Below are 25854 nucleotides of genomic sequence, written 5' to 3'. Positions count from 1 at the left end.
CCCCTGGTTCGCCGGTTTAAATCCGCTATTTTGAAAAGTTCTAAAGCGGTTTCGTCGTTTTAATGGCACAACTTTTTCACACCACGATGAATCGTGGTGATGGTTCAATTGGATGAAGACTTGTACAATCACCATGCTTCAGCATGGTGTGAACCTTTCGTACCTACGGCACTTAAGTTAATGAGGCATCATATTCACTACAAACCTTTCGCACCTGACGGCGCTCCCATATATGAATTGGCAAATCCTATTAGGCTTAGCCATGCGTCCACTAAAAAGTTAGCAATTTCACTTCGCGGCGAAAGTGAAACATTCAGTCTACACCTTCTTGAATCAATGACATGAACGAATAGGTTAAATGATAGACGTCGCCCGGCCACCGTGCGGATAGATAATGTCTGTCTTTAACAACAAACCCCCAATTTAGATGGTCCTTGCTGTCTCTGAACAGAGGAAAAGGGCCTTTTAGAAAATTACGACTGTCAACTAAATAGGATTGAACCTCATCTTCAACGGTTTTTCCGGGATACGTCAGGTAATAATCCTTCAGCCAAAATCGGGTTAAATAATAGGCCAACAATTCCTGAGATTTGAGTAACGACGTTGTTTTATAATGGTAAAGAACGGAGTGTCCTGTTTCCGGATCGATGCTTCGTGCGACCAACAGCGGACCATGACAAATGGCACCGACGGGCTTTTGAGCCCTAAAAAAATCAACGATGAGTTGTTGTAAGTTCGGGGATTCCAAATATTCCCTAACCCCTTTGTCATGTCCTCCCGGCAAAAACAGAGCATCAAAATCCTTTTCATGAACCTCCGCATAGGTTAACGGATGGCTAAACGAGTCGCTGTTTTCCATCTCGTAATAGGCCTCTACGGCATCGTGTCTTGCGCGCAAAATGGATTTCCAAATCCCCAGCCCTTTGCCGGTCAGAATAATTTCATCGGATTTTGCCTTGTTTCCCAGGGGTGTGGCAAAACGAACGTCGTATTGGTGCTCAGATAATATTTTCCAGGGAATGGCTGCTTCCGTGGGGTCAAAACCGTAGGATGGAACAGGGATTAGTATTCGCATGGGTTTCATAATTCATTCTTTTCAATTTATTGACCAGACGATACCTTTAATACTCTCATTTTACGCCAATCGGACAGCGGATTACGGAGCGTGTCGCAGGCCCTGATTCGATGGATAATGGCTTTTAAAAACCAGCTCTTTCGCCGCCTTTATTCTTGGCCCTGCCAGAAGCCGCAAACTGAATTGTCACGATTTTGGAAAAAGATACCCCTGCTTCCTGCACTGGGCCTCTGAACCTGCATTATTCATAAAATTCCGTCGCGAAGACTCTAAGTCACAAAATTATCATAATCAAAAGGATTAGCTATTTGAGACTTTATTCGTTTTGCGCATTTTTTGTATTTTAATGAATACGTATTTTTCTTTTTGTTTATGATACCTTTGGGCTTTTGTGACTTTGTGGCCAATGAATTTTTTAAGTTAAATCCATTTCAAAACACCCACAAAAAGAATCAGGCACAGGATGTCAAACCCCCACAGTCCGCTGACCGTCCACAGTTTGTTTTTAACACTTTTCATGTCGTAGACCCAGAAGGCCACGATAAAGAAGGTGAGATAACCGAACAGGAAGATCAGCCACGGAGCGCCGCGGTTCCACCAGGAATATTCCCAGGTCAGGGCGTGGGCGGCGTTTAGAAAGTATTCGACCACGACACTAAAGGCAGAACCCGCGATGGCGACGAACCAGCGATTGGGAACGCCCAGTATTTTGGCTTTTTTGTCGGGCAGCAGAAGCTTCGCCCAGATGATGCCCGCCACGGCGAACATGAACATAATTTCGATGTTCAATCCCGCCAGAATTACAAAGGCACTTCGCCCCGGCGTTCCCCAGACGGGTGCATAGTGGGTGAAATGCAGAACCAATGCATTCCAGATTTCGTTGAACCAGTCCATTCCCCAAAAAGCCAGTCCCGCTAATACCAGATTCCAGTTGCGTTTTTCGACTTCCACCGCATAGACGTAAAAGACAAAGGCAAGCAGCGGGATGACATACCACTGAAAGTGACTGCCGTCCCGGAGGACGCTCAGGATTTGTTGGGTCGATTCGGGCATGGGTTTCTCCTTTTTTGGTTTGGGATTCCAACCCCTCTGGTCTGTGATCGCATGTGAACGTTATGTTTTATTTGCTGCGTTACGGCAGGCAAAGCCCCGGACCCGTGCCGGGGACGGGGTCAACAAATCACCAACAGAATCGCCTGCATTCCTGTTGAGAAAATCGCTAAACGTGAAGAAAATGCCATCCGAAGTTCACTTCATCAACACTTACCAACATACAGAAAAGGTCTTAGTTTGTCAAGGAGAAAAATCGGTCATTTCAAAAAAGCGGTTTTACAAAGACTGGGGGAGAAGACCCATCCGCAGGTTTTTCCCACACGTGGCGGTCACCGGTTGATTTTGTACCCCTCACTCGGCCGTACATCTGCTGCGGGAGGGCATTCGTTCAACGATTTACGGTCATTGTGGTGATTTTACCACTTTTTTTCCACCCATTCAACATCTTTGTTAAACCCTTTGCTTTGATCTGCCGATAAATCTATTGGTGTGTTTTTCTGAGAGATGAGATTTAGGAGAAAGGAGTGTTTGGAATGGCGGACATGCGTTTCATGACCAGTAAGGAGGTCACTCGTAAATTGGACATCAGTCTGCGGCAGTTGTACTACTGGGAGCTGAAGGGAATTGTAAAACCAAAATCCGTGCTGATGGGATCCCGGGAATTCAAGCGCTATTCAAACCGGGATGTGGAGATATTAAAAAAGGTGAAGAATTATCTGGATGAGGGGTATACGCTGGCGCGCGCCATTCAAAAGGCCAATAAAAATAATCAGTCGAATTAGGATTTAAAAAATGAATACGATGGCAGGAATGGTTCTTTTCTTTATTTTTGGGCTTATTTTTGGCAGTTTTTTGAATGTCTGCATTTACAGAATCCCCAAAGGAGAGTCACTGATCTGGCCGCCCTCCCACTGTCCCCGCTGCGGGGCGCCCGTCAAACCCATCGATAATATTCCGGTTGTGAGCTATCTGATGCTGGGAGGAAAATGTCGGTCGTGCAAGAACCCAATTTCGGTTCGCTATCCGCTTGTGGAATTGCTGACCGGCGCTCTTTTCGCGGGACTGTTCTGGAGATTTGGATTGAGCAGCGAAACCTTTGTTTTTCTGGTCCTGGGGCTGCTCCTGATTGTCATCAGTTTTATTGACATCGATTACCGCCTGATTTTGAACAAAATCACCCTTCCGGGGATTGTCGTGGGAACCCTTCTGACCCTTTCATTTCATGTGCTTTCGTACACGCAGGTTTTGATGGGGTTTGCCATTGGGGGAGGGGGCCTGCTTCTGATTGCACTTTTGGGCACCTTGTTATTTCGGAAAGAGAGTATGGGAATGGGAGACATCAAACTGGCGGCAATGGTGGGTGTTTTTTTGGGGGTAAAGGGTGTGGCCTTTACGCTTCTGATGGCCTTTTTTGTGGCGGCATTTTTCAGTCTGGGCGCGATGGCGCTGAAAAAGGCCAACCGGCAGTCTCAAATTCCCTTCGGGCCCTTTATTGCGGTAGCATCCGTCATGTACCTGTTTTGGGGGGAACAGATGATCCGCTGGTATCTGAGACTGATGGTATAGCCTGTTTGGGTCCGATCAAACGAAAGTGTCCTTTTTCGCTCAAAAAACCGGAAAATGAAAATAGAAAAAATTCAGGGAACTTATGCAAAAACAAGCGGATGAGAAACAGAAGGTAGTGGATCTGGAACTGCCGGGTGATTACACGCAGGGAGAACAATCTCATCAGGACTGGATTAACCTTTTGATTGATTCGATTTTTAACGTTTTGGGCCAATCGTATTGTGTGGTAAGCTGGGTGAAGGATTACCCCATTATCAGCATTCGCTCGGGTAAAATTCCTGCACGAAATGAAGTGGTTGCCCTTATTGAGCGATTTCAGGGCGCATTTCGGGAGAAATTTTCGGGACATTTTCCAAAGATGATCTCGGTGAACGGCGTACCACTGGATAAAATTCCTGCCAACGGAACACGGATTCCCGCCGAATTTGATGTGGCTGTTTCGTTGCAAAGTGGCGGGGCCACGATCGGTTTTCTGGGGCTGTTGTCCATTGGGAACGGGCATGTGCCCAAATCGCAGCGGGAGCTGTTGCGGCATTCCGCTTTTGAAATCAGCAGTGCGCTGCGTATGTTGTGGGAACTCATGGTGCTGGAACGGAATCGGCTGGAATCCATTATTCAGGGGATGATTGACGGAATTGTGCTGATCAATGAGAATGGCGATGTTTTATATGCCAATCCCTCCGCGCGTACCTTTCTGGGATTGCCGCAGCGCCGCCAGATTCGCCTGGAGAATTTGAATGAAGCCCATCACCTGAATATCGTCTCCATGATTCAGGAATCCATTCGAAAGCAATTGGATGTTCAGAATAAAATCAGAAAAGTGGAGGCGATCGGGAAAATTTTGGGGATCAACATCCAGAAGGTCATTGATCGGAATGGGGTCCATCTTGGCTGGATTGTTATTCTGCGCGACATCACCGACAGCTGGGAGATGGACCGTCTGCGGAAGGAATTTGTAGCCGATGTAAGTCACAATCTCCACTCCCCCCTAACGGCATTAACGGAGGGGGTGTATTTGCTGATGGACGAGACGGCCGGCCCCATTTCTGAAAAACAAAAGCGCTGCCTGGATATGATGCGTGAGAATATTGAGCGAATGGACCGGATGGTTTCTCACCTGCTGGAAATTACGCGGATGGAAATCCAGGATAATCAACTGGAACGCCGCCGGCACGTCAACATGAATGTTCTGATGCAAAAAACAATCGCCACTTATCAATGGATTGCCGATAAAAAGCGCATTCGAATCAGGGGAGATATTCCTTCGGAAGAAATTGTCTTGTTGGCCGATCGGGATCAAATTTCCCAGGTCTTTAACAATCTCCTGGATAATTCTATTAAATTTACGCCGGAAGGCGGAACCATCTGGGTGGGAATGAAGCGGGAAGGCCGCGAGCTTGTCTGTTGGGTAAAGGATAACGGGATTGGCATTCCAAAGTCGGAACAGGAAGCTATTTTTACGAAATTCCACCGGGTGGATAATGCCTTTAATACACGCATCAAAGGATATGGTCTGGGGCTCAGCATTGCCCAGGAAATTGTTGAAAATTACAAGGGAACCATCTGGGTTGAAAGCGATGTCGGCAAAGGCAGCACGTTCCGATTTCGCCTTCCGATCGAGGCATGAGAATGGCAAAAAAACGAATATTGGTAGTCGATGACTATCCTCAGGTGGTTGAGGTGCTGAAGATTCGACTGGAAGCGTCCGGGTATGACGTCCTAACGGCTTATGACGGACAGGAAGCCCTTAAGGTGGCCAGAAGCGAGAAACCGGATCTTATTTTATTGGACGTGCTCTTGCCCAAAATAAACGGCTACAAGGTTGCACGCTTCCTGAAATACGATCAGAAATATAAGCATATCCCAATTATCATGCTGACCTCCCGGGCCAAGAAGGCGGATGCGGAACTGGGGATTCAGTCGGGAGCAAATGAATACGTTTTTAAACCGTACAATCCGCCCCAGCTTATGCAATTGATTCGAAAATATACCGGATAAAAGAGGGGAGGGGTTTAAATGCCGAAAGATTCCGGAGAGTTTAAATCTGAATAGTTGAACAAATGACCTACTCTTAGGCTGTATGAAGGCGTTCCGAGCAAGGAGGAGAAACAAATGGTTGACATGAAGAGCATTGTAAGAAAATTAGAAGCGGTGACGGATTTACCCACATTGCCCACCGTTTATGCAAAGGTATCCGCCCTGGTGAATGATTCCCGCACCACGGCTGCCCAGGTGGCCCGGGTAATTGAATCCGATCAGGCCATAACGTCCAAGATATTGCGCCTGGTAAACTCCTCATTTTTTGGTTTCAGCAGGCGGATTAGCTCCATTCATCAGGCTGTCATTTTGCTCGGGTTTAACACCATTCGAAATACAGTGCTGTCGGTTTCGGTCTTTAAGATGTTTGAAACAGAGCAGACAACGGATTTTGATTTGAAGAACTTTTGGAAACACTCCATTGCTACCGGACTCCTTACAAAATCCCTTGGGAGATACCTGGATACCGGCATGGATGAAGAAGCCTTTGCCGCAGGAATTCTTCACGATATTGGCAAGGTTGTTTTGAATAAATATTTTCCGAATGAATTCGGGGCTGCTCTGGAAAAAGCCCGTTCCGAACAATTGCCCCTGTTTGATGCGGAGCGTCAGATAAACGGCGTGTCTCATTCGGAAATCGGAGAATATATTGTGGATCACTGGAATTTGCCCTATGGTTTGGTGGAAGCGGTGGCGCTCCATCATACGCCGGGTGTTTTAAGAAGCAACCCCAAATTGGTTTGTCTGGTTCATGTGGCCAATATTTTTTCGCGTGAAATGCAGGTTGGTTTTAACGGCGATTTTGGGGTGTCTGAAATTGATCCGTTCGTTTATGAAGAATTGGATGTTTCAGAAGATGACCTGAACGGATTTTATATACGGACGAAAGAAGAAATTGAGGAAAATCAGGAGATTTTCAATATCCTGGCGTGATGGCGACGGTCAAACAGGATGGCCCGAACCGAATTTTCCGAACGTCCTGGAAAATACCTTTCTTTTGGTCCGGGGGACAACGGATAAGGCGAAACGATAGTCGTTGCAGATGAAAAAGGAAAATCACAGATTCATGCAGGTTGTCTCCACAGATTGGCACGGCCGTCCAGGAAGTATCTGTGGAAATCTGTCCCTGAATGGGTGATCTCTCTGTGGCAAAGAAAGACCAACCACAGCATTGTATGGATTTCAACTTTAAGAACCTAAAATGCTTCCAAAAAATGAAAGAAGACTGGGTGAAATACTTGTCGATTCAGGAGTCATTACTCAAGAGCAGCTTGAGCAAGCGCTGGTTGTGCAGAAAAGAAATGGCCAGAGGATTGGAAGTATTTTGGTTCATCTGGGGTTTATTTCCACTCAGAATTATCTTGAGGCGCTTGCCAATCAGTTAGATGTCCCCTACGTTGAATTGTCGGATTATGAGATAGACGCGGAAGCCCTCAAATTAGTCCCCGGTGTACTGGCTCAAAAATACCATGTTATTCCCCTTTTCCGAATAAAGAACGCCCTGACATTGGCGATGGTCGACCCTCAGGACATTGAGGCCATCGATGAAATCCGCCGGATTTCTCATCTTGAAATAGAACCGGCCATTGCATCCGAGTCGGACATTATGGCAGCCCTGGAGCATCATTACGGCGTGGTTCTTGAAATGTCCGATACGCTGGACGAGGTTATCCAGAGCATTGAAGCGGAAGCGGGCAGCGATCTTCCTGAAGAACCGGAAGAAAATTTACGGCAGCTGGCCGAAGATGCCCCCGTGGTAAAACTGGTCAATATGATTTTGGCCCAGGCCATTAAGGATCGGGCGTCTGATATTCACATTGAACCGGAAGAGGAAAGCATTCGCGTCCGTTACCGGGTTGACGGAATTTTACAGGAGGTGTTTGCTCCGCCCAAAAGCTTGCAGGCAGCCATTATTTCCCGGATAAAAATTCTCTCTGAAATGGATATTGCCGAAACGCGAATCCCGCAGGACGGCCGTTTTCGGGTTCACATTCAGGGAAATGACGTGGATGTTCGCGTCTCCACACTCCCCACGGCTTACGGCGAAAATGTGGTGATGAGAATTCTGGACAAGAACAATGTCCTGTTAAAATTGGACGATTTGGGTTTTTCCGATGACAATCTGGGAATTGTCCGGGAAATGCTGTCCAATTCTTACGGGATTATCCTGGTAACCGGGCCTACCGGCAGCGGGAAAACAACCAGCCTGTACGCCTTCTTGAACACCATTAATTCTGTAGATAAAAATATCATTACCCTGGAAGATCCCATCGAATACCGCCTGAAAATGATTCGTCAATCTCAAATCAATCCGAAAGTGGGAATGACATTTGCCTCAGGCTTGCGTTCTATTCTGCGCCAGGACCCCGATATCATTATGGTGGGTGAAATACGGGACCCGGAAACGGCACAGATCGCCATTGAATCGGCCCTGACGGGGCATCTTGTGCTTTCAACTCTTCATACGAATGACGCACCGGGCGCGCTCACGCGATTGTCGGAAATGGGAGTGGAGCCGTTTTTGCTGTCGTCCGCCATTATCGGTGTCATTGCCCAGCGGCTGGTTCGGCGCGTGTGTCCCAAATGCCGGGAAGCCTACTCACCCACGCCTCTGGCTCTCAAGCGAATCGGAATCAATCCGGAACGGAAGGCCATCCAGTTTTATAAGGGAAAAGGTTGCCCGGTGTGCAAACATTCGGGGTATAAAGGACGGATTGGTATTTATGAAATTTTAAAAGTTGACGATAAAATAAGAGAGCTTATTCTGTCCGGCGCCACATCCGATGACATCCGCAAAGAGGCCATTCGCAGGGGAATGAAAACACTGAAGCACGACGGTCTGTTAAAGGCCCTGAAGGGGATGACGACCGTGGAAGAGGTCATGCGTGTAATCAATATTTCGTAGTTTTAAGGGAGAGCCAAGGTATGAGAATTTGTAAATTGGGCGGGGAATCGGTTATTTCCCGCTTGGATCTTTTAATCATCTTAATGAAAAGTGTGAACAATGGCTAAAAAGAGAATCTTGGTTGTAGAGGATATGCCGGAATCGCTCATGATTTTGCGAATTCGGCTTGAGGCCTATGGTTACGAGGTCATACCGGCTACCGATGGTGAAGAAGGTCTTAAAAAGGCGCGCGAGCTCCGTCCGGATTTGATTCTTCTGGATGTGATGCTTCCAAAAATGGACGGGTTTACCGTGTGCCGGCTCCTGAAATTTGATGAGGAATACGAGGACATCCCCATCATTATGTTAACGGCGCGGGGACAGACCAAAGATAAGGATATCGGCAAGACTGTGGGTGCGGATATGTATTTCATCAAACCTTATGATCACACGAAGCTGGTGGCCGCAATCGAACAGTTAACCAACGGGGTCCATCTATCACCCGATCTGAAAAAAATAATTCATCCGGAGTAAGCTTTTATTGCCCGCCACGCCTGAACTCTGTCAGGGTTGGAAGACCCGTTGTGTGGCATAAGGCCCCCCTTTGGGGCGGCGGGCTTCATCTGAAGCGGATTGGCGCGGTTTCGATAAAATAATCGGGAGACAGCAGTTTTATGGCAAGAAAGCATATGCTTTTGGGAGATTTTCTGTTAGAGCAGGGCCTGATCTCTGAAGAGCAATTGAAAAAGGCACTCAAGTACCAAAAAGATACCGGGAAGCTTCTGGGGAGAAGTCTCATCGAATTGGGGTTTGTGAGCGAAAAGGACGTGATTAAAGCCCTTGGCGAACAAATGGGCGTGCCGTATATTTCTTTGAAAAACTATAAAATTGACCCTTCTATTCTGAAACTCATTCCGGAAGATTTTGCCCGGGCCAAAAAGGTGATTCCTCTTTTTGAAATTGAGGATAAATTGACCGTGGGGATGGTCAACCCCCTGGATGTGGTGACCCTTGACGCTCTTGCCCGAATGACCAAAAAGCAGATTGAGCCGGTTGTCTGTCATGAAAAGGATATTGAAGAGGCGATTGGCTATTATTATTCGGGGAAAGATTCTCTTAAAAAGGCGGCGAGCGATTTTACCAATCTGGACTTTGAGGAAGAGGACTCCATTAATGAAATCCGGCTGCGTCAGCAGGCCGAAGAAACGCCCGTTGTAAAATTGGTGAATCTGATCTTGAATCAGGCCGTGAAAGACGGCGTAAGCGATATTCACATCGAACCCCGGCAAAAATCCCTTTCCGTACGGTACCGAATTGACGGCGTACTTCAGGAGGTTTTTTCTCCCCCCAAAGAGATGCAGCTTGCCATCGCGTCGCGCGTCAAGATCTTGTCCTCGCTTAATATTGCCGAACGCCGGCTGCCTCAGGACGGGCGCCTGCGCACACAAATTGACGGGAAACCGATCGATTTCCGTATTTCCACGTTCCCCACCATGTACGGTGAAAATATAGTCATCCGCGTTCTGGATCAACAAAAAATGAGTTTCAGGCTGGATGATCTGGGAATGAATCCGGTGGTAAAGGAGAAATTCCTGGAAAGTCTCCATCACCCGCACGGAATTATATTGGTTACGGGTCCTACGGGAAGCGGTAAATCAACCACACTTTATGCGTCGCTTCACGAACTGGACACGCCGGAAAAGAATATTATGACGCTGGAAGACCCCGTGGAATATTACATCGACACCATCCGTCAGGCGCCGGTCAATCCGAAAATCGGATTGACATTTGCCAACGGGCTGCGTTCCATTTTGCGCCAGGATCCCGATGTGATCATGGTCGGTGAAATTCGGGACCGGGATACCGCCGAAATTGCCATTCAAGCTGCACTAACCGGGCACCTGGTTTTAAGCACGCTTCATACCAACAATGCGGCCGGAGCGATTACCCGGTTGTTGGACATGGAAATCCCTCCCTATTTGATCGCGTCATCGGTTATTTGTGTGCTGGCACAGCGGCTCGTCCGGAAAATTTGTCCCGCCTGCCGGGTTCCCTATCAACCGGAAAAAGGACTTTACGCCAATCTGTCATTGGTTATGGAGCAAAATCCCGAGGAGGTCCAGTTTTATAAAGGGAATGGATGCCAAAAGTGCAAAAACACGGGTTACCAGGGGCGGATAGGCGTATACGAATTGCTGCCATTTGATAATTTTATTCGGGAAATGATTTTGCACCGGGTAACGACCAATGAAATCGAAACGTACGCCGTACAAAACGGCATGCAAACCCTGTTTCAGGACAGCATTAATAAGGCCGTGGAAGGCCTGACAACCCTCGAAGAGGTTTTTCGGATGACTCATATTGAATAGGGCTATTTTTTAAAAAAGGAAAACTGAATGGAAATACGACCCACAATTCTGGTAATTGATGACGAAGAAGATTTCCTTGGAAATGTGCGTGAGATATTGGAGCGATGGGGATACGAAGTGGATACGGCTGTTACCGGCTATGAAGGCCTCCAGCGCATCAGTTTGTATCGCTATGATCTGGTTCTTTTGGATATCATTATGCCTCTTATCAATGGACTGGAAACCCTGAAACGGTTGAAAAAAATTGACCGGGAATTGCCGGTTATTGTTCTGACCGGAGACGGTCGTATCGATACGGCGGTACAGGCCATGAAGGATGGCGCCTACGATTATCTGACGAAACCCATTGAGTGGGATAAATTAAAGGTGATCGTTAAGAATGCCCTGACGATTCGAACGCTCACGAAAGAGGTGTCGCGGCTTAAAAACCAGCTGCGCACAAAATATGGGTATCAGAATATTATTGGTCACAGTGCCCCAATGATCGAAATTTACAAGGCCCTCGATCGAATCATCGATTCGGATGTCACGGTGGTAATTCAGGGCGAAAGCGGAACAGGCAAAGAATTGCTGGCCCGGGCGATTCATTTTAACGGGCCCCGCAGAGACAAACCCTTTATTGCGGTAAACTGTGCGGCCATTCCGGAATCCCTTCTGGAAAGTGAGCTGTTTGGGCATGAAAGAGGGTCTTTTACGGGAGCGATTGCCAAACGAATTGGAAAATTTGAGCAGGCTCACAAGGGGACGATTTTTTTGGATGAAATCGGAGAGATGAGCAAGGCTACGCAATCAAAAATCCTTCGGGTTTTGCAGGAAAAACGGTTTGAGCGCGTGGGGGGAACGCAATCGGTTTCTGTCAATGTGCGGGTTATTTCGGCCACCAATAAAAATCTTGAAGAAGAGGTAAAGAACGGAAATTTCAGAGAAGACCTGTTCTACCGAATCAGTGTGTATCCGATTACCCTGCCTCCGCTTCGGGAACGCAAAGATGACATTCCCGAATTGGTGGCCTATTTTCTGGAAAAATTCAATAAAAAACTTCGGCGAAAAGTGAAATCTATTTCTGACCGGGCTCTGGAATATCTCATAAATTACCATTGGCCGGGGAATGTTCGGGAATTGGAAAATGTGATGGAACGATCCATTTTGAACTGTACCGGGAACACCCTGATGCCCGAACATCTGCCCATTACATTGGTTGCTTACGACAACCGTTCCTTCGGAGACTCGATGCGGGTGGATTTTCATCGGGCGATTGCCCTGGCCCGGGATATTCCCTCCTGGGAAGAGGTGGAACGGGAAATCTGCCGGCTGGCGCTAAAATTGTCCAATGCCAATATTTCCGTGGCCGCATCCCGTCTGGGAATTGGCCGAACCACGCTTTATCGGAAACTCAAAAAATATAACCTGCAGTTTCGTTAGGATGAATCATGGCTGAGTTTGAATATCGCGCTATTAACGGGGATGGTCAGGTGATCCAGGATGTTCTGGATGCCCCGAATATCGCGGTTGTTGCCGATCGACTGGACAACTGGGGATATGTGCCGCTCAAAATTAAGGAAGTGAAAAAGAGCGGCATGCAGCTTTTTGATAAAGGCGATAAAATAAAAATTGACGACGTGGTTCTTTTTACGCGCCAACTGCACACGCTCTTAAAAGCCGGCGTTCCCCTGCTTTCCTGCCTGGAGGCCTTGATGGAACAGGGAGGCAAGAACAGGCTTCGGAAGGTCGTTCAGGATATTTACCTTTCCATCGAAAGCGGAAGCAGCTTTTCGGATGCCCTGGCGAAACATGCGACCGTTTTTCCCAAATTGTACATCAGTTCAATCCGGGCCGGTGAATTGAGCGGTCAATTGGACGATGTGCTGGGCCGGATGGCAGGTGTTTTGGAACACGAAAAAAATACCCGCGACAAAATAAAATCGGCCATGCGCTATCCGATTATCGTGGTCATCGCTCTCATTATTGCCTTTGTTGTGCTGATTATGCTGGTGGTTCCCAAATTTGCTTCCATGTTTACCCAATTGGGGGCACAATTGCCGTTGCCTACCCGCATGCTGATTGCCTTAAGTCAGATTCTTCAGCACGATATCCACTTTATTGTGTTAGGCATTGGAATCATCGTGTTTGGTTTCAAAAAATACATCAAAACCGAAAAGGGCCGTTTTTGGTGGGATGCGGTAAAATTAAAAATCCCTATTTTCGGCGATTTGATGATGAAGAATGCCCTGTCGCGGTTCAGTAAGATGTTTGAAACCCTCAACAGAAGCGGACTTCCCATTTTGCAGACCCTGGACATTCTGAGCGAAACGGTTGGAAATGAGAAAATCGGGCAGGAAATTCAAAAAATCAGTTTGGGGGTTCAGCGGGGCGAAGGCATTGCCCGGCCGATGAAACGAAGCAAAATATTTCCCACAATGGTTGTGCGGATGATCGCTATCGGCGAACAAACCGGGTCCATCGAAGATATGCTGACCACCATTTCCAATCACTATGATCTGGAAGTGGATTATGCGATTAAAAATATGACAGACATGATCGAGCCGCTTCTTACGATTACACTGGGCGCATTCATTTTGTTTCTGGCTCTGTCGATTTTTCTGCCCATGTGGAACATCATGAGCCTGATTCACTGAAATCCCGATTTGAAACAGTGATTCATTTTGAAAATATGAAACATTAACTCTAAAAATAACAATCAATTACTATGAATATTGAAAAAATCGTTTACCCATTTTGTCATTTTGAAACAGCCAGCCGGATAATGGCGGATTTCTGTTCTCGAAAAAAAACGTCCGGAACTCTTCAATTGGAACGTAACCGCTTTAAAAACAATAAACAACTACCTGCTAATAAAATGGAAAATGTTCAGGTTTGGCACAGTAGTTGAACAAATAGAGGCAAAAGATCACACAAAAAGAAAACGGAGGTATCACATGTTTAAGCTACGCAATGAAAAGGGTTTCACACTGATCGAATTAATCACGGTCATTGTTATCCTGGGTATTCTGGCTGCCGTCGCCATTCCGAAATTCGTGGATATGAGCGGGCAGGCAAAAGCCGCTCAGTGTAAAGCCAATCAGGCCGCCATTGAAAGTGCAGCCGCTCTGGCCTACGCACAAAATGCAGCCAGCGGTAGTGCCGCATTCCCGGCATGGACTGATTTTACGACAAGCCCTGAAGATTATTTTGCAAACGGATCGGTTCCATCCTGCCCGTCAGGAGGTACATACACCTACACTCAATCAACGGGAACCGTTACCTGCAGCATTACGGCCCATCAACGATGATGACACGTAATCGACATCTTTTGACAGCCAGTAAAAGAAAAGGGAAGTTTTGCTTCCCTTTTTTGGCATTTGAAAGTCTTGTGCCCAATATGCGGAAATAATGTGGATGACGGAAGCACCCGTCACGTGATTTTTAATTCGCTTTTGGCGAATCGGGAGAATGTATCTGTGAAAACAACGGGGAAGCAGTCGGACGGCTTTACATTTATCGAAGTTGTCGTGGTGATAACGATACTGGGAATACTGGCGGCGGTTGCAATTGTAACATTGAGTACGAGTTCCAGTGATTTTCAACTCAACGCCGCCGCCCGGAAAATCATTTCGGATGTTCAGTACGCTCAAGACCTTTCCATGACCACCGGGAATCGGGTGCAGGTGAAATTCGAGATTGCCAACAATCGCTACAGCCTGCTCTGGGCAGATGATTCGCCTGTCCCCAATATTATGGGCAGCGGGAATTTTGTGGTCTCCCTGGGATCCGGGGCCTTTAGGAATGTGGAAATTACGGACACCGAACTTACCGGGGGGATTCTGAAATTCGACACCATTGGCGAACCTTTTTCAAATGCTGCCCTGATTTTTTCGGCCACGCTCATTGTGGAGTTAAACCATCAAAAACAGATTTATATCACGCCTTACACGGGGAAATTATACATTCAATAGCCGTCTGCGAATTTGTCTGAAGGGAACTCTCTTTTTGAAAAAAGAAAATGCCTAAATTACAATCAAAACAATTAAATGGATTAAACCAACCGGGTGAACGCACACGGCGCGTTTTTCGGGATTCCGGAAGGAACACCCCGTGGACTTCAGGAAAATATCCCGTTAAAAAAACGCTGGCAGATGAGGCCGGTTTGACCCTCATCGAACTGGTCATGGTGATTATTTTTGTGTCTATTGCATTAACGGCTCTGTTAAACAGTTTTAATGTCAGCATTACAAAATCAACGGATTCCGAATCTCTGACGATTGCCGTGCAGTTAGCTGAAGAAAAACTGGAGGAAATCCGTTCGGATAAGGACGGCAGAGGGTATGTTTATATTGTTTCTGATAATTACCCGCAGGAGGTTGCCCCCGACGGATATGCCAATTTTACACGGACGGTATCCATTACGGATCACACCGACTACAAAACGGTTTCCGTCACCATTACACATCCGGATATTCCGGATGTGACACTGGCCACGATTTTGGCAAACTATTAAGAAACAGCGGAAAAAACACATGCAGTTTTTTTCTAAAAAAAAGACGCCCGGGGAGAAGGGCTTCACGATGATCGAATTGATTGTTGTCATTGTGATGACCTCCATCATTGCCGGTGTTGTGGCTCGATTTTTGGTTTTCGGCGTGGATGCGTATCATTTTGTGGATGAGCGCAAGCGGGCTCTTCACGAGGCACGATTGGCTCTGCATTTAATGAACAGCGAATTTCGCCAGGTGCGGGATCCGAGCGGACTGTATATTGCTCAGGATGATAAACTTCAGTTTGTTAATTATTCTAATCAAGTGAATACCTATCTCTATTCCAACAACCGGCTGTTTAAAAACGGATTTACCATTGCGGAAAACGTGACCAGTTTTCATTTTTATTATTTAAAGGCCGACGGAACGTATCTGCAAACGCCGGTGTCCGCTGATTCCCTGACCTACGTGTGGAATATCGAAGCCAGTTACACCATCCAGATGGGAGCGCAGAGTGTTCCGTTTCATTTATTGGTTCACCCCAGAAATTATTGAAAATGGCGAAAAATGAGTAAACCGATACCACAAAAAATAGCGAAAATAGTTTCATCTGAGAGGGGTATTTCACTCATTGCCGTGATTTTTGTGACCATTTTTATGACGACCATCAGCGTCGTAACCCTTTCGCTGGTCGTGACCGACAATCGTGTGACGGCCCACCACCTGGAATCTGCGCGGGCATTCTGGCTTTCCGAAGCCGGAATTGAACGGGCGCTCCTGTGGCTTCGCTATCAAGATCCTCCGCCCGGTGGAATTTCACCCTTTACGCTATACAATAATGTTTCCATAGACGGTGATGCCGGGACGTATTCGGTGGTGATTGATCCGGTTGATGATAATGCGAATACCTACATCAAACAATATGATATCCTTTCCACCGGAAATGACGGCGCCATTTCACGACAGATTCAGATACGCGTGCAGATGACCACGTTTGGCAAATATATCTACTTAACCGGAAGTGAGGGTTCTGGACGAATCTGGTTTACCACAGGCGATGTGATTGAGGGGCCGCTTCACAGCAACGACCAAATTTCGATTCAGGGTTCCCCCATATTCCTGGGGAAAGTGACCAGCTCCTACAGCAGTTTTTATGAAGGCTCTCCTTATGACCCAACATTTAAAAAGGGCTACCAATTGGGGGTCCCGCAAGTTACGTTTCCCACGTTTCAGGATGTAAACGACAATTATTGGGCGGTAAATAATGATCCGCCGCCGCTGATTATCGATGCGAGGTTCTCCAAACATTCCAGCATCCAGTTTAATGCGGATGGGACGATTACCTACAATGTCTGGCATTGGAGTGGGGGTAACAAAATCTACGATATTCACAACGCCACGGCAAATCTCAGTGATTTAAACGGAGCTATTTTTGTCCAGGGGGATGTTCAGCTAAAAGGAACCGTGAATGGTCAGGTAACGGTGGTGGCCACCGATGATATTAATATTACCGATGACCTTCTCTACGCCGATGCCAATGCTCAGGGCGAGCCCAATCCCGGTTGTGACGATGTACTGGGGCTTATTTCGTCGAAGAATATTATTGTGGCCAATACCGCCGCCAATCGGGACAATGTCGTAATCGACGCCGCTATTCTGGCTCTGGGGAATTCTTTTACCGTTGAAGACTATGATTCTGGCTATTTTCGAGGTACATTAACGGTCTGGGGATCACTGAGCCAGAAGGTCAGGGGGCCGGTGGGCACGTTTGGCGGAAGTGGTGGCGGTGGGCGTGGTGGAATGGGCGGGGGTGGAATGGGCGGCGGCGGGGGCGGTTCAAGCAGTCAGACGGGTTACCTGAAAGATTATCATTACGACACGCGGTTTGAAAGTTTGGTTCCCCCCTATTATCCAACGACGGGAGCCTATGAAGTGACGTCATGGAAAGAAATTGTTTTGTAATTTACACATTAAAAAAGATGAGGTGAGAAAGTGGGGCAATTTGTATTTTGGTTTTTTGGAGTTTTTTTCATTATTTTTTCAATCTTGTTTCTTTTTGCTCCTCATTGGATTATTACCATCAGCGAATGGGGAAATCGTCTGATCTTTACGGATCATGACGCCGTGATTCATCGAAAATTTGTGGGTATTTTTCTGGGGGTGCTCAGTCTGGTCATGTTCATTTTAGCCGTGAAAATGTAATCCCAAAAAGTGGAATTGGAGGATGAATGACGTTTAAGAAATGGGTTGCTGTTGCCATGGCGTGTTTTGCATGGATGGGTGTTTCACAGGCTGCCGATCTTTCCGGAAATCTCTCAGGAAGCCTTTCGGTTTCCGGCAGCCCTTACCGGATTGTGGATGACGTGTTTGTTCTGGCGTCGGATACACTGAGGATTGAGCCGGGGGTGGTCCTGCAATTTGCCGGAGATTTCAGATTAAATGTTTACGGAAAATTATTTGCGGAGGGAACAGAAGAGGACTCCATTTTTTTCGAATCGGCAAATTCTGAGCCTCTTGCCGGTGCCTGGGGGGGAATCTACCTGGATCATGCTCAGGCGGGTTCAAAGTTTGCCTATCTCAGGATTTCTTACGCGAAAACCGGACTTGTTTTTGACGGATCGAACGGACTGGTCGTGCACTGTCTTTTCCGGAAAAATGTAAACGGAATGGACATCAAGAATAACTCCAGTCCGCAGATTTTGCAGAATCATTTTTTATGGAATTCAAGTGCGGCGCTCCGGGTTCTTTACTCACAGCCCCAAATTCGTGCGAATAAAATCTTTCACAATAGTGAAAGTGGGGCAGAAACGGCCGCTGTTGTATTCGGAAATGTATCCGGAGGAACATTTGTGGGCAACATCGTGGCCCGGAATACGAAGGCCGGCGTGGATTGTAACCTCTCAGCCCATCCCCTGATTTGCAACAATACCATTGTCGACAATCTTTATGGGGTCACAGTGGCCACGGGAGCGTCCCCGAAGATTGTGAATAATATTGTGTTGCAAAATGAACTGGGAATTGCCATTGACGACGGCAGTCCCAGGATTCGCTACAATTGCCTCTGGGATAACAGCCTGGGTAACTTTTACAACCCGCCCGACAGCGTGGGCAAAATGATCGTAAAGGATTCTTTGGGCGACAGCCTGGATGCCTACCACAATCGGATTACCGATCCGGGGCTCATTAATCCGGATGCTCTGAATTTCGCTCCTCTCGAGGATTCACACATCATTGATACGGGGGATCCCGGAAATCCGGGAGGTATTAAGGCCGTTGGTGCCGCACCGGACATTGGCGCCGTTGAGTGGTCAACCACGATGCCTGTGGAGCTCGAGGCCTTTTATTATGATGGACAGGCCCTTGTCTGGGAAACGGCCTCAGAAAGCAAAAACTACGGTTTTGAGATTTACCGGGATACCCGGGATCATTGGACAGCTCCCCGGAAGATCGGATTTGTGCCCGGAAAGGGGAACTCGTCCTCCGGAAGACTCTACCGGTTTGTCGATCCCGAACGGGACTATCTGTCCGGGGATGTTCAGTATCGGCTCAAACAAATTGATTTTGACGGATCGGCCACGTGGAGCAAAGTTCTTTTGGTGAAAACAAATCAAAAAAACAGCTTAAGAATTTCATCAAATTATCCGAATCCTTTTAATGGGGAAACCTCGTTTGTACTGTTTTTACCCCGACGATCGAGAGTCAGCGTTACAGTATTCAATGCGCTGGGCCGGGAGGTTTCCACACTGATTCCAAATCAGTGGCTGCCGGCAGGAACCCAACACATCCGTTGGAAAGGCAGCGATTCAGCAGGGAATCCGGTTGTTTCCGGGCGCTATTTTCTTAGGGTCAAAGTGGATCATCGGCTGTTTGTCCGTGAAATGACCTATCTTAAATAAGGGGTTTTGATTGATCCGGGACGGCCTGGTGAAAATTCGTGAAATTAGCGGGCAAGGCTCGTTGAGCACAGAACGCACGCGCGCGAAGAACCATATTTTTCATAAAAAACAGGGCTGGTTATGAATCACAAAAGGAACGGCCATTTTATTTATCTGATCGCAGGTCTGGGCATTGCGTTTAGTCTGCTGGTTACCTGCTCCAAAAAATTACCTACGCCCAGTACGCTGACTTCCGCGTCTGAGACGGAACTTCATCTGGCAAATGTTGCGATTGATCCGCCGGTTGTGGTTTCTGGCGGGGGGCAGGCAGAGGTACGCGTTACGATTCAAGATAAGAACAATCAAGGCGTTGCGGGACTTCCCGTTCTTTTTTCAACCGATCTGGGTTCGATTACAGCCGTCGATTCAACCGATTCAAACGGGGTTGCACAGGCGGAATTTACCAGTGGAAATCAGAGCGGAACAGCCACGATTTCGGTGAAATTCGCTAACAATGAATCCCAAAGCGTTCAAATTAAAATTGTTGACTCCCTTTCGAAAAGCATTTACGTGAAGGCTTCCAGAGAAACCATTTTCTCTGATGGGGTGGATTCAACCCAAATTGTGGTTTATGTGTACGATGCGGAGGGTCATCCGGCCATAAATCAGGCGGTTTCCTTTTCAACGACAGCCGGGCAGTTTAAGTCCGTTCAATCGGAAACCGATTCCAGCGGCCGCGCAAAAGCGGTTTTACTTGGGTATGCCAGTCCGTCAGATTCAACGGCGCAGGTTCAAATAAATTCCGGGGAAAATGCGGCCAAAGTTACCGTTCACTTGAAAGGCGTTCTTTTTTCCGTGGAAGCAACCCCAAAAATAATTGTTGCAGACGGGAGTAGTACGTCCCAGATTCGTGTTCATATTAAAGAAAGCCGTACGCAAATCGCGATTCCCAATGTGCGCGTTTTTTTCGGAACGGATTTGGGAACCATTCCAAATTCAGAACAAACGGATATTTCCGGGGTGTGTACGGTGGAATTAACCAGTTCAAATAAAACCGGGGAAGCAACGGTAACCGCGCGTTACGGGAATCTTTTTGTGGACACGGTTCGGGTCACATTTGTAGAATCCACCCCGGCTTTTATGACGCTTTCAGCGGATCCCTCTGTGATTGTGGCGGATAACCAGAGCCAGAGCACCATTAAAGCCACGATCTCTGACATCAACAACAACCCGGTGCCGGACGGCACCCCCGTGGAATTTCAAATTGTAAAGGGCAGTGGAAGCATTGAAAAACGAAAATCCACAAAAAACGGAACGGTTAACAGCCTGTTAACCAGCGGCACGCATCCGGATACGGTTTTGGTGGAAGTACGCGCGGGAGCGATCAAAGACACCATCCAGGTGCGGTATGTGGTGGGATCGGTTTCAACGGTGGATGTGCGTGCCGATTCTTCCTCTATTCCGGCCGATGGTGTAACCGCCACAACCGTGCGCGCCTATGTTTACGACAAGGCCGGAAATCCTGCGCCGGACGGAACAACGGTCTATTTTTCCGCTTCTCTGGGAGATATTACGCAAAAGGGCCTGACCCAAAACGGCGTGGCTGAGGCGCGTTTTACCAGCAGCGAAACGGGTGTGGCGATTATTAAAGCAAATGTGGGGGCTGTGGGCGGAGAAACAACTGTTCAACTGCGGCCGGGACCGCCCACGAGCATCATTTTAACATTCGACCCGACGTCCGTGGGGATTAAAGATTCGGGGCGCAATCAGACCACCAGCATCCGGGCCATCGTAAAGGATAGCAAGAACAACCCTGCCATGGATGGCACCTACGTCAGCTTTTCGATTGAATCGGGGCCTGGGGGTGGTGAACATCTGAGCTCAACGGATCCAATCCCCACGGTAAACGGGGCGGCAGAGGTTTCGTTTTTGAGCGGGATTCGATCAGGGGCCGCCCGTATTCGGGCGGAGATTACCGACGCTGCCGGACATCCCATTTCTCCCCCCGTGCGGTCGATTTCCACGGAGCTGATTATTTACGCCGGCCCTCCGTTTATTGAAGATGTCAACGATCCGGAAACAAGCCACCTGTCGGTTGGGGTGGAACCGGTCAATGTGTACGGCTGGCATGTGGTGAACAATCTGGTGCAGGTTGTGGCGGTTGTGGGTGACAAGTACAACAATCCCGTACCGGCGGGAACGGCCGTTTATTTTACCACGACCGGCGGGGTCATTTCAACCTACACGGGCTACACGAATGCAGAGGGGGTGGCCACCGTTACGCTTCATACCGGCCAGCCTTACCCGACAGTGACCCGCTTTTACCAGACCTTTTTCGATCCCAATCTGGGCCAAGCAGAATTTACAAAACCGGATGGCATTCTTCCGGGTCCCATTCCTGACTTTGAGGGAAGTCAGGTGATGAATTCCGTTGGATCGATGGGCGAAAATGATGGAATCGCCCGAATTCTGGCGGTAACGGAAGGTGTCAGCAGTAGCGGGCAAAAGGCACGGGTGTGGTCGGTAACGAGTGTGGTCTTTTCCGGGGCCATTGCGCACTTTAGTCTCAGTGTTTCGGATACATCCCTTTCGCCCGGGCAAAGTGCCACCATCAATATTGAAATTTACGATGAAAACGGGAACCCCATTGTAAGCGGATCAACCCTTACGGCAGAGGCGTCTGCCGGTGCGCTCTCCTGGACGTCCTGGGTCACATCGGATCCCGGGGTTACTTCCTACCAATTGAAATTAACAAACAATCTGGACCCGGGTAATCCGGATGCCAAACCGACGGCAACGCCGGTTACCATTAAGGTGGAAAGCCAAAATGGCAATGTCATGAAATCCACGGTTCCCATTCAATTGAATCTAAATTAGCGAGGCTCAATGAAACGCTCTGTAGTAATTTTGGTGTGGCTTGGGATTTTGAGTGTGCTTTTTTCCCAGACATCTTTTGGACAATTTTTGGGTAACTCCGTCGAGTTTTCGGGCAGAGGCACCTTTGCACTGGGTGTGGAGGGCACATACTCTGCGTCCGAGTGGGAGCCGGTTTCCCTGACATCAAAGGGAGGTTTGGCGCGTCTTACGTTTGGCGTGGACAACGGCCTGGATATTTTCCTTTTGGGCGGAGAACGGGATTTTCTGTTGTCTGAGAATAAGCTCGGTTTGGAAAATGTCCAATTTCCGTTTGATTATGTGGCTGGGGCCGGGTTTCGACTGCGTTTTTTTCGATCCAAATCCGGGTTGTTTTCCTTGCATGCATTTGCGAGCGGTTTGTATTTTAACCCCCAGACCTCATTCGACACGCCTCTGTCCGGCAAACCTGTGGGAAGAATCCGGCGCAGCTTTGTCAGTTTGGAGGGCTTTACTCCTCAATCAGGATTTTCTTCCGTTATTTCCTTTTCGCATGTAAACGCATTTGTGGGTGTTTTTGGACGGTACCACCATTATAAGACGAATCGAAAGGATTGGATCCTTTCATCGGAATCGGCTGTGCTTGTGCGGGAAGAATCATCTATTCAAGAGTCTCCCGTACAAATGGTGCTGTCCCTGGGGCTGGAATTTAAACTGCCCTACAATTATCGGATTAGTTTTGAGATGCAGAATTCCAGCCTTTCGGAATTGTCTGTTATGGCAGGACTCAGTCAAATCGGTTCACCGTAAAAATAGTCAATTTTTAAAATAAGACTTGCTTCTGAGTTAAAAATTTTCCATATTATTCCTCGAAATGACCCTTTAAGTAAATCCAGCGAGATTTCAAGGGATCGTTCGAGGATTTTTTTATCCTCCAGATTCCCGAGGTGAACTGGAGGTTTTTTTATGCCCAAAAATCGCGAGGCAGCCATGGAAAAAACGGTAAAGGTGCAATTGGCCGATGAAAAAGGACTGGATCGCAGCCTGACACGCCTGGCACACGAAATATTGGAAAAGAATCGGGGAGTAGAAAATTTAGTCCTGGTCGGAATCCGCACGCGGGGCGTTCCCCTGGCAAAACGTCTGGGGGAAAAAATCCGGGAGATTGAAGGAAGGGATGTCCCCGTTGGGATTCTGGATGTCAGTCTTTATCGGGATGATTTTAAATATAAGCAGCCGGAAGTGCGTGTGACGGACATTCCCTTTTCAATCGATGACAAAAATATTGTGCTCGTAGATGACGTATTGTACACCGGCCGTACCGTGCGCTCCGCGCTGAATGCGCTAATGGACTACGGCCGGCCGGCGCGGATTCAGTTGGCTGTTTTAGTTGATCGGGGGCATCGGGAGCTTCCTATCAAAGCGGATTTTGTGGGAAAAAATATCCCGACCTCCATTGGCGAAGAAGTACGGGTGCGGGTGCAGGAAGTGGATGGAGAAGATGGCATCTGGCTGCTGAGGTCTTGAATAATGATGAAGTAAAGGAAACTTGGAACTTGGACATTCCTTGTTGGATATTCAGTTTTATTGTATTGAATATCCAATAATCAATATCCAATATCCAATGATGAAGTAAAAAGAACTTTGAACTTGGATGTTCCTTGTTGGATATTGGAAATTCACATTGTTCTCAGTTGACTCGATGTTTTCTATCTGTGGGGAACACTCAGCGCCGGGTTTTTTTCTCTGCGTCCTTGTGCCCTTGCGATGAATCTTTTAAGCCGCGAATGCGCGAATGATTGTAGGGGCGATTCACGAATCGCCCAAACGAAAACAGCGAAGCTGTTTAACATTTGTAACATTGGATTGAATAAAAAGAATTAGAACCCGCCCGTGGCGGGTTCAACAAAATGGAAAATAGTTGCAACCTGTTCAACCCTGTTCAGGGTTGTGTGGAAATTGGGTATGTGGCATTTTCTACAAATGTGAAACACCTACGGTGTTTTTGGGGGGATTTTGAGATTTGAAATATTTTCTCTGTATCATTGCGTTATAATAGTGAATTCTTTTAACCGCGATGCTCGCAAAGCAGGCGCTAAGGCCGCAGAGAAGTTGGTTGTTGAGAATTGGAAATTGGAATTTATTTGGCTGTTGGAATTTGTTATTTAGAATTTTTCTTTGCGTCCTTGTGCCCTTGCGATGAGCAGGAGATTTGTGCAAAAGGGACATCCCGCTAAATTCTTCTCAAGTGAGGATTTAGTGGGGTGTAGGAAACGTGAATTAGTTTGCGCTATAAAGATGGAATGCAAAGCAACACTATTGGAATAGATTTATTAAAAAAGATGCTGCCTTCGCTCAAAAGATAAAAGATGGTCGACTTATGGGAAAGCTTATTGAGAATTAATAGTATTTTACCAAAATAGGAAAGAAAACATGCGGTTAAAAAGCCGTCACTTGTTGGGATTAGAGGGTGTTTCAAAGGAAGAAATTACGCTGCTGCTGGACACGGCGGAATCCTTTAAAAGTGTGATGGAACGGCCCATTCCGAAGGTTCCCACACTTCGTGGAATGACGATTGTGAATTTGTTCTTCGAACCCTCCACACGCACCCGAATTTCGTTTGAATTGGCCGAAAAACGACTGTCGGCAGATATTGTGAATTTCTCGGCCTCCACTTCCAGCGTTCTTAAGGGAGAAACGCTGAAAGACACGGCGCAGAACATCGAAGCCATGAAAATCGATATGGTTGTCATCCGCCATTCGGCACCCGGTGCACCGCTTTTTCTCAGCCAGAAGCTGAAATCCGCTATTGTCAATGCAGGTGACGGAGCCCATGAGCACCCCACGCAGGCCCTACTTGATATGATGACGCTCCGCCAAGAAGTGGGCGGACTGGAAGGACTGCGGGTGCTCATTGTCGGGGATATTGCCCATAGCCGGGTGGCACGCTCCAATATCTACGGACTTTTGACGATGGGAGCCAAGGTATCCGTCTGTGGTCCGCCCACACTTTTACCGGTAGAGGTAGAAAAATTGGGGGTGGAGGTGTTTTACAACCTGGATAATGCCCTTTCCCAGGCAGATGTAGTGAATGTGTTGCGAATCCAGTTGGAACGGCAGGGAAGAGGACTGTTCCCGTCCATTCGGGAGTACCGGGAGCAATTTGGTATTACGACGGAACGCCTTAAAAAAATGGGGAAGAATTTTATCATCATGCATCCGGGTCCCATGAACCGCGGGGTGGAAATCGACAGTGATGTGGCCGACAGCGGAAACTCCGTTATTTTGCATCAGGTAACCAATGGCGTGGCTGTCCGCATGGCGGTGCTCTATCTTCTGAGCGGTGTGGATAGCAAAGGATTGTAATATTGGGGAAATAACCAATGCTGAAGTGAAAAAACTTAAGACTTGAACATTCAAATATAAAAAATGAGGCAATTGATGATCCATTTTATTCCGGATATTGTGTTCAAAAACGGTCAGATTTACGAGGATTCAACCGGTGAATTTGTTCCAGGTGATCTGCTGATCAAAAACGGCAAAATCGAGGCGGTTGGACAAAACCTGCCGGCTTCCGGTGCAGCGGTGGATGTTGAAGGTGCCTGGATTCTGCCGGGACTGATCGATATGCACGTTCATTTGCGCGAACCCGGGCAGGAGTACAAGGAAA

At 47.5% G+C, this 25854-nt stretch carries 24 protein-coding genes; 22 read left to right on the top strand and 2 right to left on the bottom strand.

Annotation, left to right across the window (positions count from 1 at the left end):
• Positions 1–313: 313 nt before the first annotated feature.
• Together GXO76_07900 and GXO76_07895 are read right to left on the bottom strand one after the other, a co-directional pair.
• Complete coding sequence (locus tag GXO76_07900) at positions 314–1087, bottom strand: hypothetical protein (GenBank protein ID NOY77776.1); 774 nt, start codon at positions 1085–1087, stop codon at positions 314–316.
• Between the two features lie 408 nt (positions 1088–1495).
• Positions 1496–2128: a hypothetical protein gene (locus GXO76_07895; protein ID NOY77775.1), complete on the bottom strand. Its 633-nt coding sequence runs from the start codon at positions 2126–2128 to the stop codon at positions 1496–1498.
• Positions 2129–2652: 524 nt separating this feature from the next.
• On the opposite strand from GXO76_07895, the gene GXO76_07890 reads away from it, so the two are divergent.
• The 22 genes from GXO76_07890 to GXO76_07785 all read left to right on the top strand — a co-directional run.
• Positions 2653–2910 (top strand): MerR family transcriptional regulator, encoded by a 258-nt coding sequence (locus tag GXO76_07890; protein NOY77774.1) that lies wholly within the window; start codon positions 2653–2655, stop codon positions 2908–2910.
• A 10-nt stretch (positions 2911–2920) separates the two neighbouring features.
• Positions 2921–3694, top strand: coding sequence for a prepilin peptidase (locus tag GXO76_07885; GenBank protein ID NOY77773.1), 774 nt, complete (start codon positions 2921–2923; stop codon positions 3692–3694).
• 82 nt (positions 3695–3776) lie between these two features.
• The gene (locus GXO76_07880; protein NOY77772.1) at positions 3777–5321 is read left to right on the top strand and encodes a cell wall metabolism sensor histidine kinase WalK; all 1545 of its coding nucleotides are present in this window, start codon (positions 3777–3779) and stop codon (positions 5319–5321) included.
• A 2-nt stretch (positions 5322–5323) separates the two neighbouring features.
• The gene (locus GXO76_07875) at positions 5324–5692 is read left to right on the top strand and encodes a response regulator (GenBank protein ID NOY77771.1); all 369 of its coding nucleotides are present in this window, start codon (positions 5324–5326) and stop codon (positions 5690–5692) included.
• A gap of 114 nt (positions 5693–5806) precedes the next feature.
• Positions 5807–6664 carry an HDOD domain-containing protein gene (locus GXO76_07870; protein NOY77770.1) on the top strand — a complete coding sequence of 286 codons (858 nt, stop codon included), beginning with the start codon at positions 5807–5809 and terminating at the stop codon, positions 6662–6664.
• 268 nt (positions 6665–6932) lie between these two features.
• The gene (gene gspE / locus GXO76_07865) at positions 6933–8636 is read left to right on the top strand and encodes a type II secretion system ATPase GspE (protein NOY77769.1); all 1704 of its coding nucleotides are present in this window, start codon (positions 6933–6935) and stop codon (positions 8634–8636) included.
• A gap of 99 nt (positions 8637–8735) precedes the next feature.
• A complete protein-coding gene (locus GXO76_07860; GenBank protein NOY77768.1) occupies positions 8736–9149 on the top strand; it encodes a response regulator in 414 nt (137 codons plus the stop codon).
• A gap of 140 nt (positions 9150–9289) precedes the next feature.
• Positions 9290–10984, top strand: coding sequence for a Flp pilus assembly complex ATPase component (cpaF, locus tag GXO76_07855; GenBank protein NOY77767.1), 1695 nt, complete (start codon positions 9290–9292; stop codon positions 10982–10984).
• Between the two features lie 33 nt (positions 10985–11017).
• Complete coding sequence (locus GXO76_07850) at positions 11018–12406, top strand: sigma-54-dependent Fis family transcriptional regulator (protein NOY77766.1); 1389 nt, start codon at positions 11018–11020, stop codon at positions 12404–12406.
• Positions 12407–12414: 8 nt separating this feature from the next.
• The gene (locus GXO76_07845) at positions 12415–13620 is read left to right on the top strand and encodes a type II secretion system F family protein (GenBank protein ID NOY77765.1); all 1206 of its coding nucleotides are present in this window, start codon (positions 12415–12417) and stop codon (positions 13618–13620) included.
• Positions 13621–13920: 300 nt separating this feature from the next.
• A complete protein-coding gene (locus tag GXO76_07840) occupies positions 13921–14274 on the top strand; it encodes a type II secretion system protein (protein NOY77764.1) in 354 nt (117 codons plus the stop codon).
• A 102-nt stretch (positions 14275–14376) separates the two neighbouring features.
• Positions 14377–14937 (top strand): prepilin-type N-terminal cleavage/methylation domain-containing protein, encoded by a 561-nt coding sequence (locus tag GXO76_07835; GenBank protein NOY77763.1) that lies wholly within the window; start codon positions 14377–14379, stop codon positions 14935–14937.
• A gap of 47 nt (positions 14938–14984) precedes the next feature.
• Complete coding sequence (locus tag GXO76_07830) at positions 14985–15479, top strand: type II secretion system protein (GenBank protein ID NOY77762.1); 495 nt, start codon at positions 14985–14987, stop codon at positions 15477–15479.
• A gap of 19 nt (positions 15480–15498) precedes the next feature.
• The gene (locus tag GXO76_07825; GenBank protein ID NOY77761.1) at positions 15499–16011 is read left to right on the top strand and encodes a type II secretion system protein; all 513 of its coding nucleotides are present in this window, start codon (positions 15499–15501) and stop codon (positions 16009–16011) included.
• Between the two features lie 12 nt (positions 16012–16023).
• The gene (locus tag GXO76_07820) at positions 16024–17418 is read left to right on the top strand and encodes a DUF4900 domain-containing protein (protein ID NOY77760.1); all 1395 of its coding nucleotides are present in this window, start codon (positions 16024–16026) and stop codon (positions 17416–17418) included.
• Between the two features lie 84 nt (positions 17419–17502).
• A complete protein-coding gene (locus GXO76_07815) occupies positions 17503–17658 on the top strand; it encodes a hypothetical protein (GenBank protein ID NOY77759.1) in 156 nt (51 codons plus the stop codon).
• 26 nt (positions 17659–17684) lie between these two features.
• A complete protein-coding gene (locus GXO76_07810) occupies positions 17685–19352 on the top strand; it encodes a hypothetical protein (GenBank protein NOY77758.1) in 1668 nt (555 codons plus the stop codon).
• 120 nt (positions 19353–19472) lie between these two features.
• Positions 19473–22208, top strand: a complete 2736-nt coding sequence (locus GXO76_07805) for a hypothetical protein (GenBank protein NOY77757.1) — start codon at positions 19473–19475, stop codon at positions 22206–22208.
• Positions 22209–22217: 9 nt separating this feature from the next.
• Positions 22218–22994, top strand: coding sequence for a hypothetical protein (locus GXO76_07800; GenBank protein ID NOY77756.1), 777 nt, complete (start codon positions 22218–22220; stop codon positions 22992–22994).
• Between the two features lie 180 nt (positions 22995–23174).
• Positions 23175–23711, top strand: coding sequence for a bifunctional pyr operon transcriptional regulator/uracil phosphoribosyltransferase PyrR (gene pyrR, locus GXO76_07795; GenBank protein ID NOY77755.1), 537 nt, complete (start codon positions 23175–23177; stop codon positions 23709–23711).
• Positions 23712–24617: 906 nt separating this feature from the next.
• A complete protein-coding gene (locus tag GXO76_07790) occupies positions 24618–25550 on the top strand; it encodes an aspartate carbamoyltransferase catalytic subunit (GenBank protein ID NOY77754.1) in 933 nt (310 codons plus the stop codon).
• A gap of 75 nt (positions 25551–25625) precedes the next feature.
• A partial coding sequence (locus GXO76_07785; GenBank protein NOY77753.1) for a dihydroorotase occupies positions 25626–25854 on the top strand: 229 nt, incomplete at its 3' end.

Source organism: Calditrichota bacterium, assembly GCA_013151735.1.
Classification (GTDB): Bacteria; Zhuqueibacterota; JdFR-76; order JdFR-76; family BMS3Abin05; genus BMS3Abin05.
Note: the sequence above shows the minus strand (reverse complement) of the source record. Positions and strands in the feature narration are given on the sequence as shown.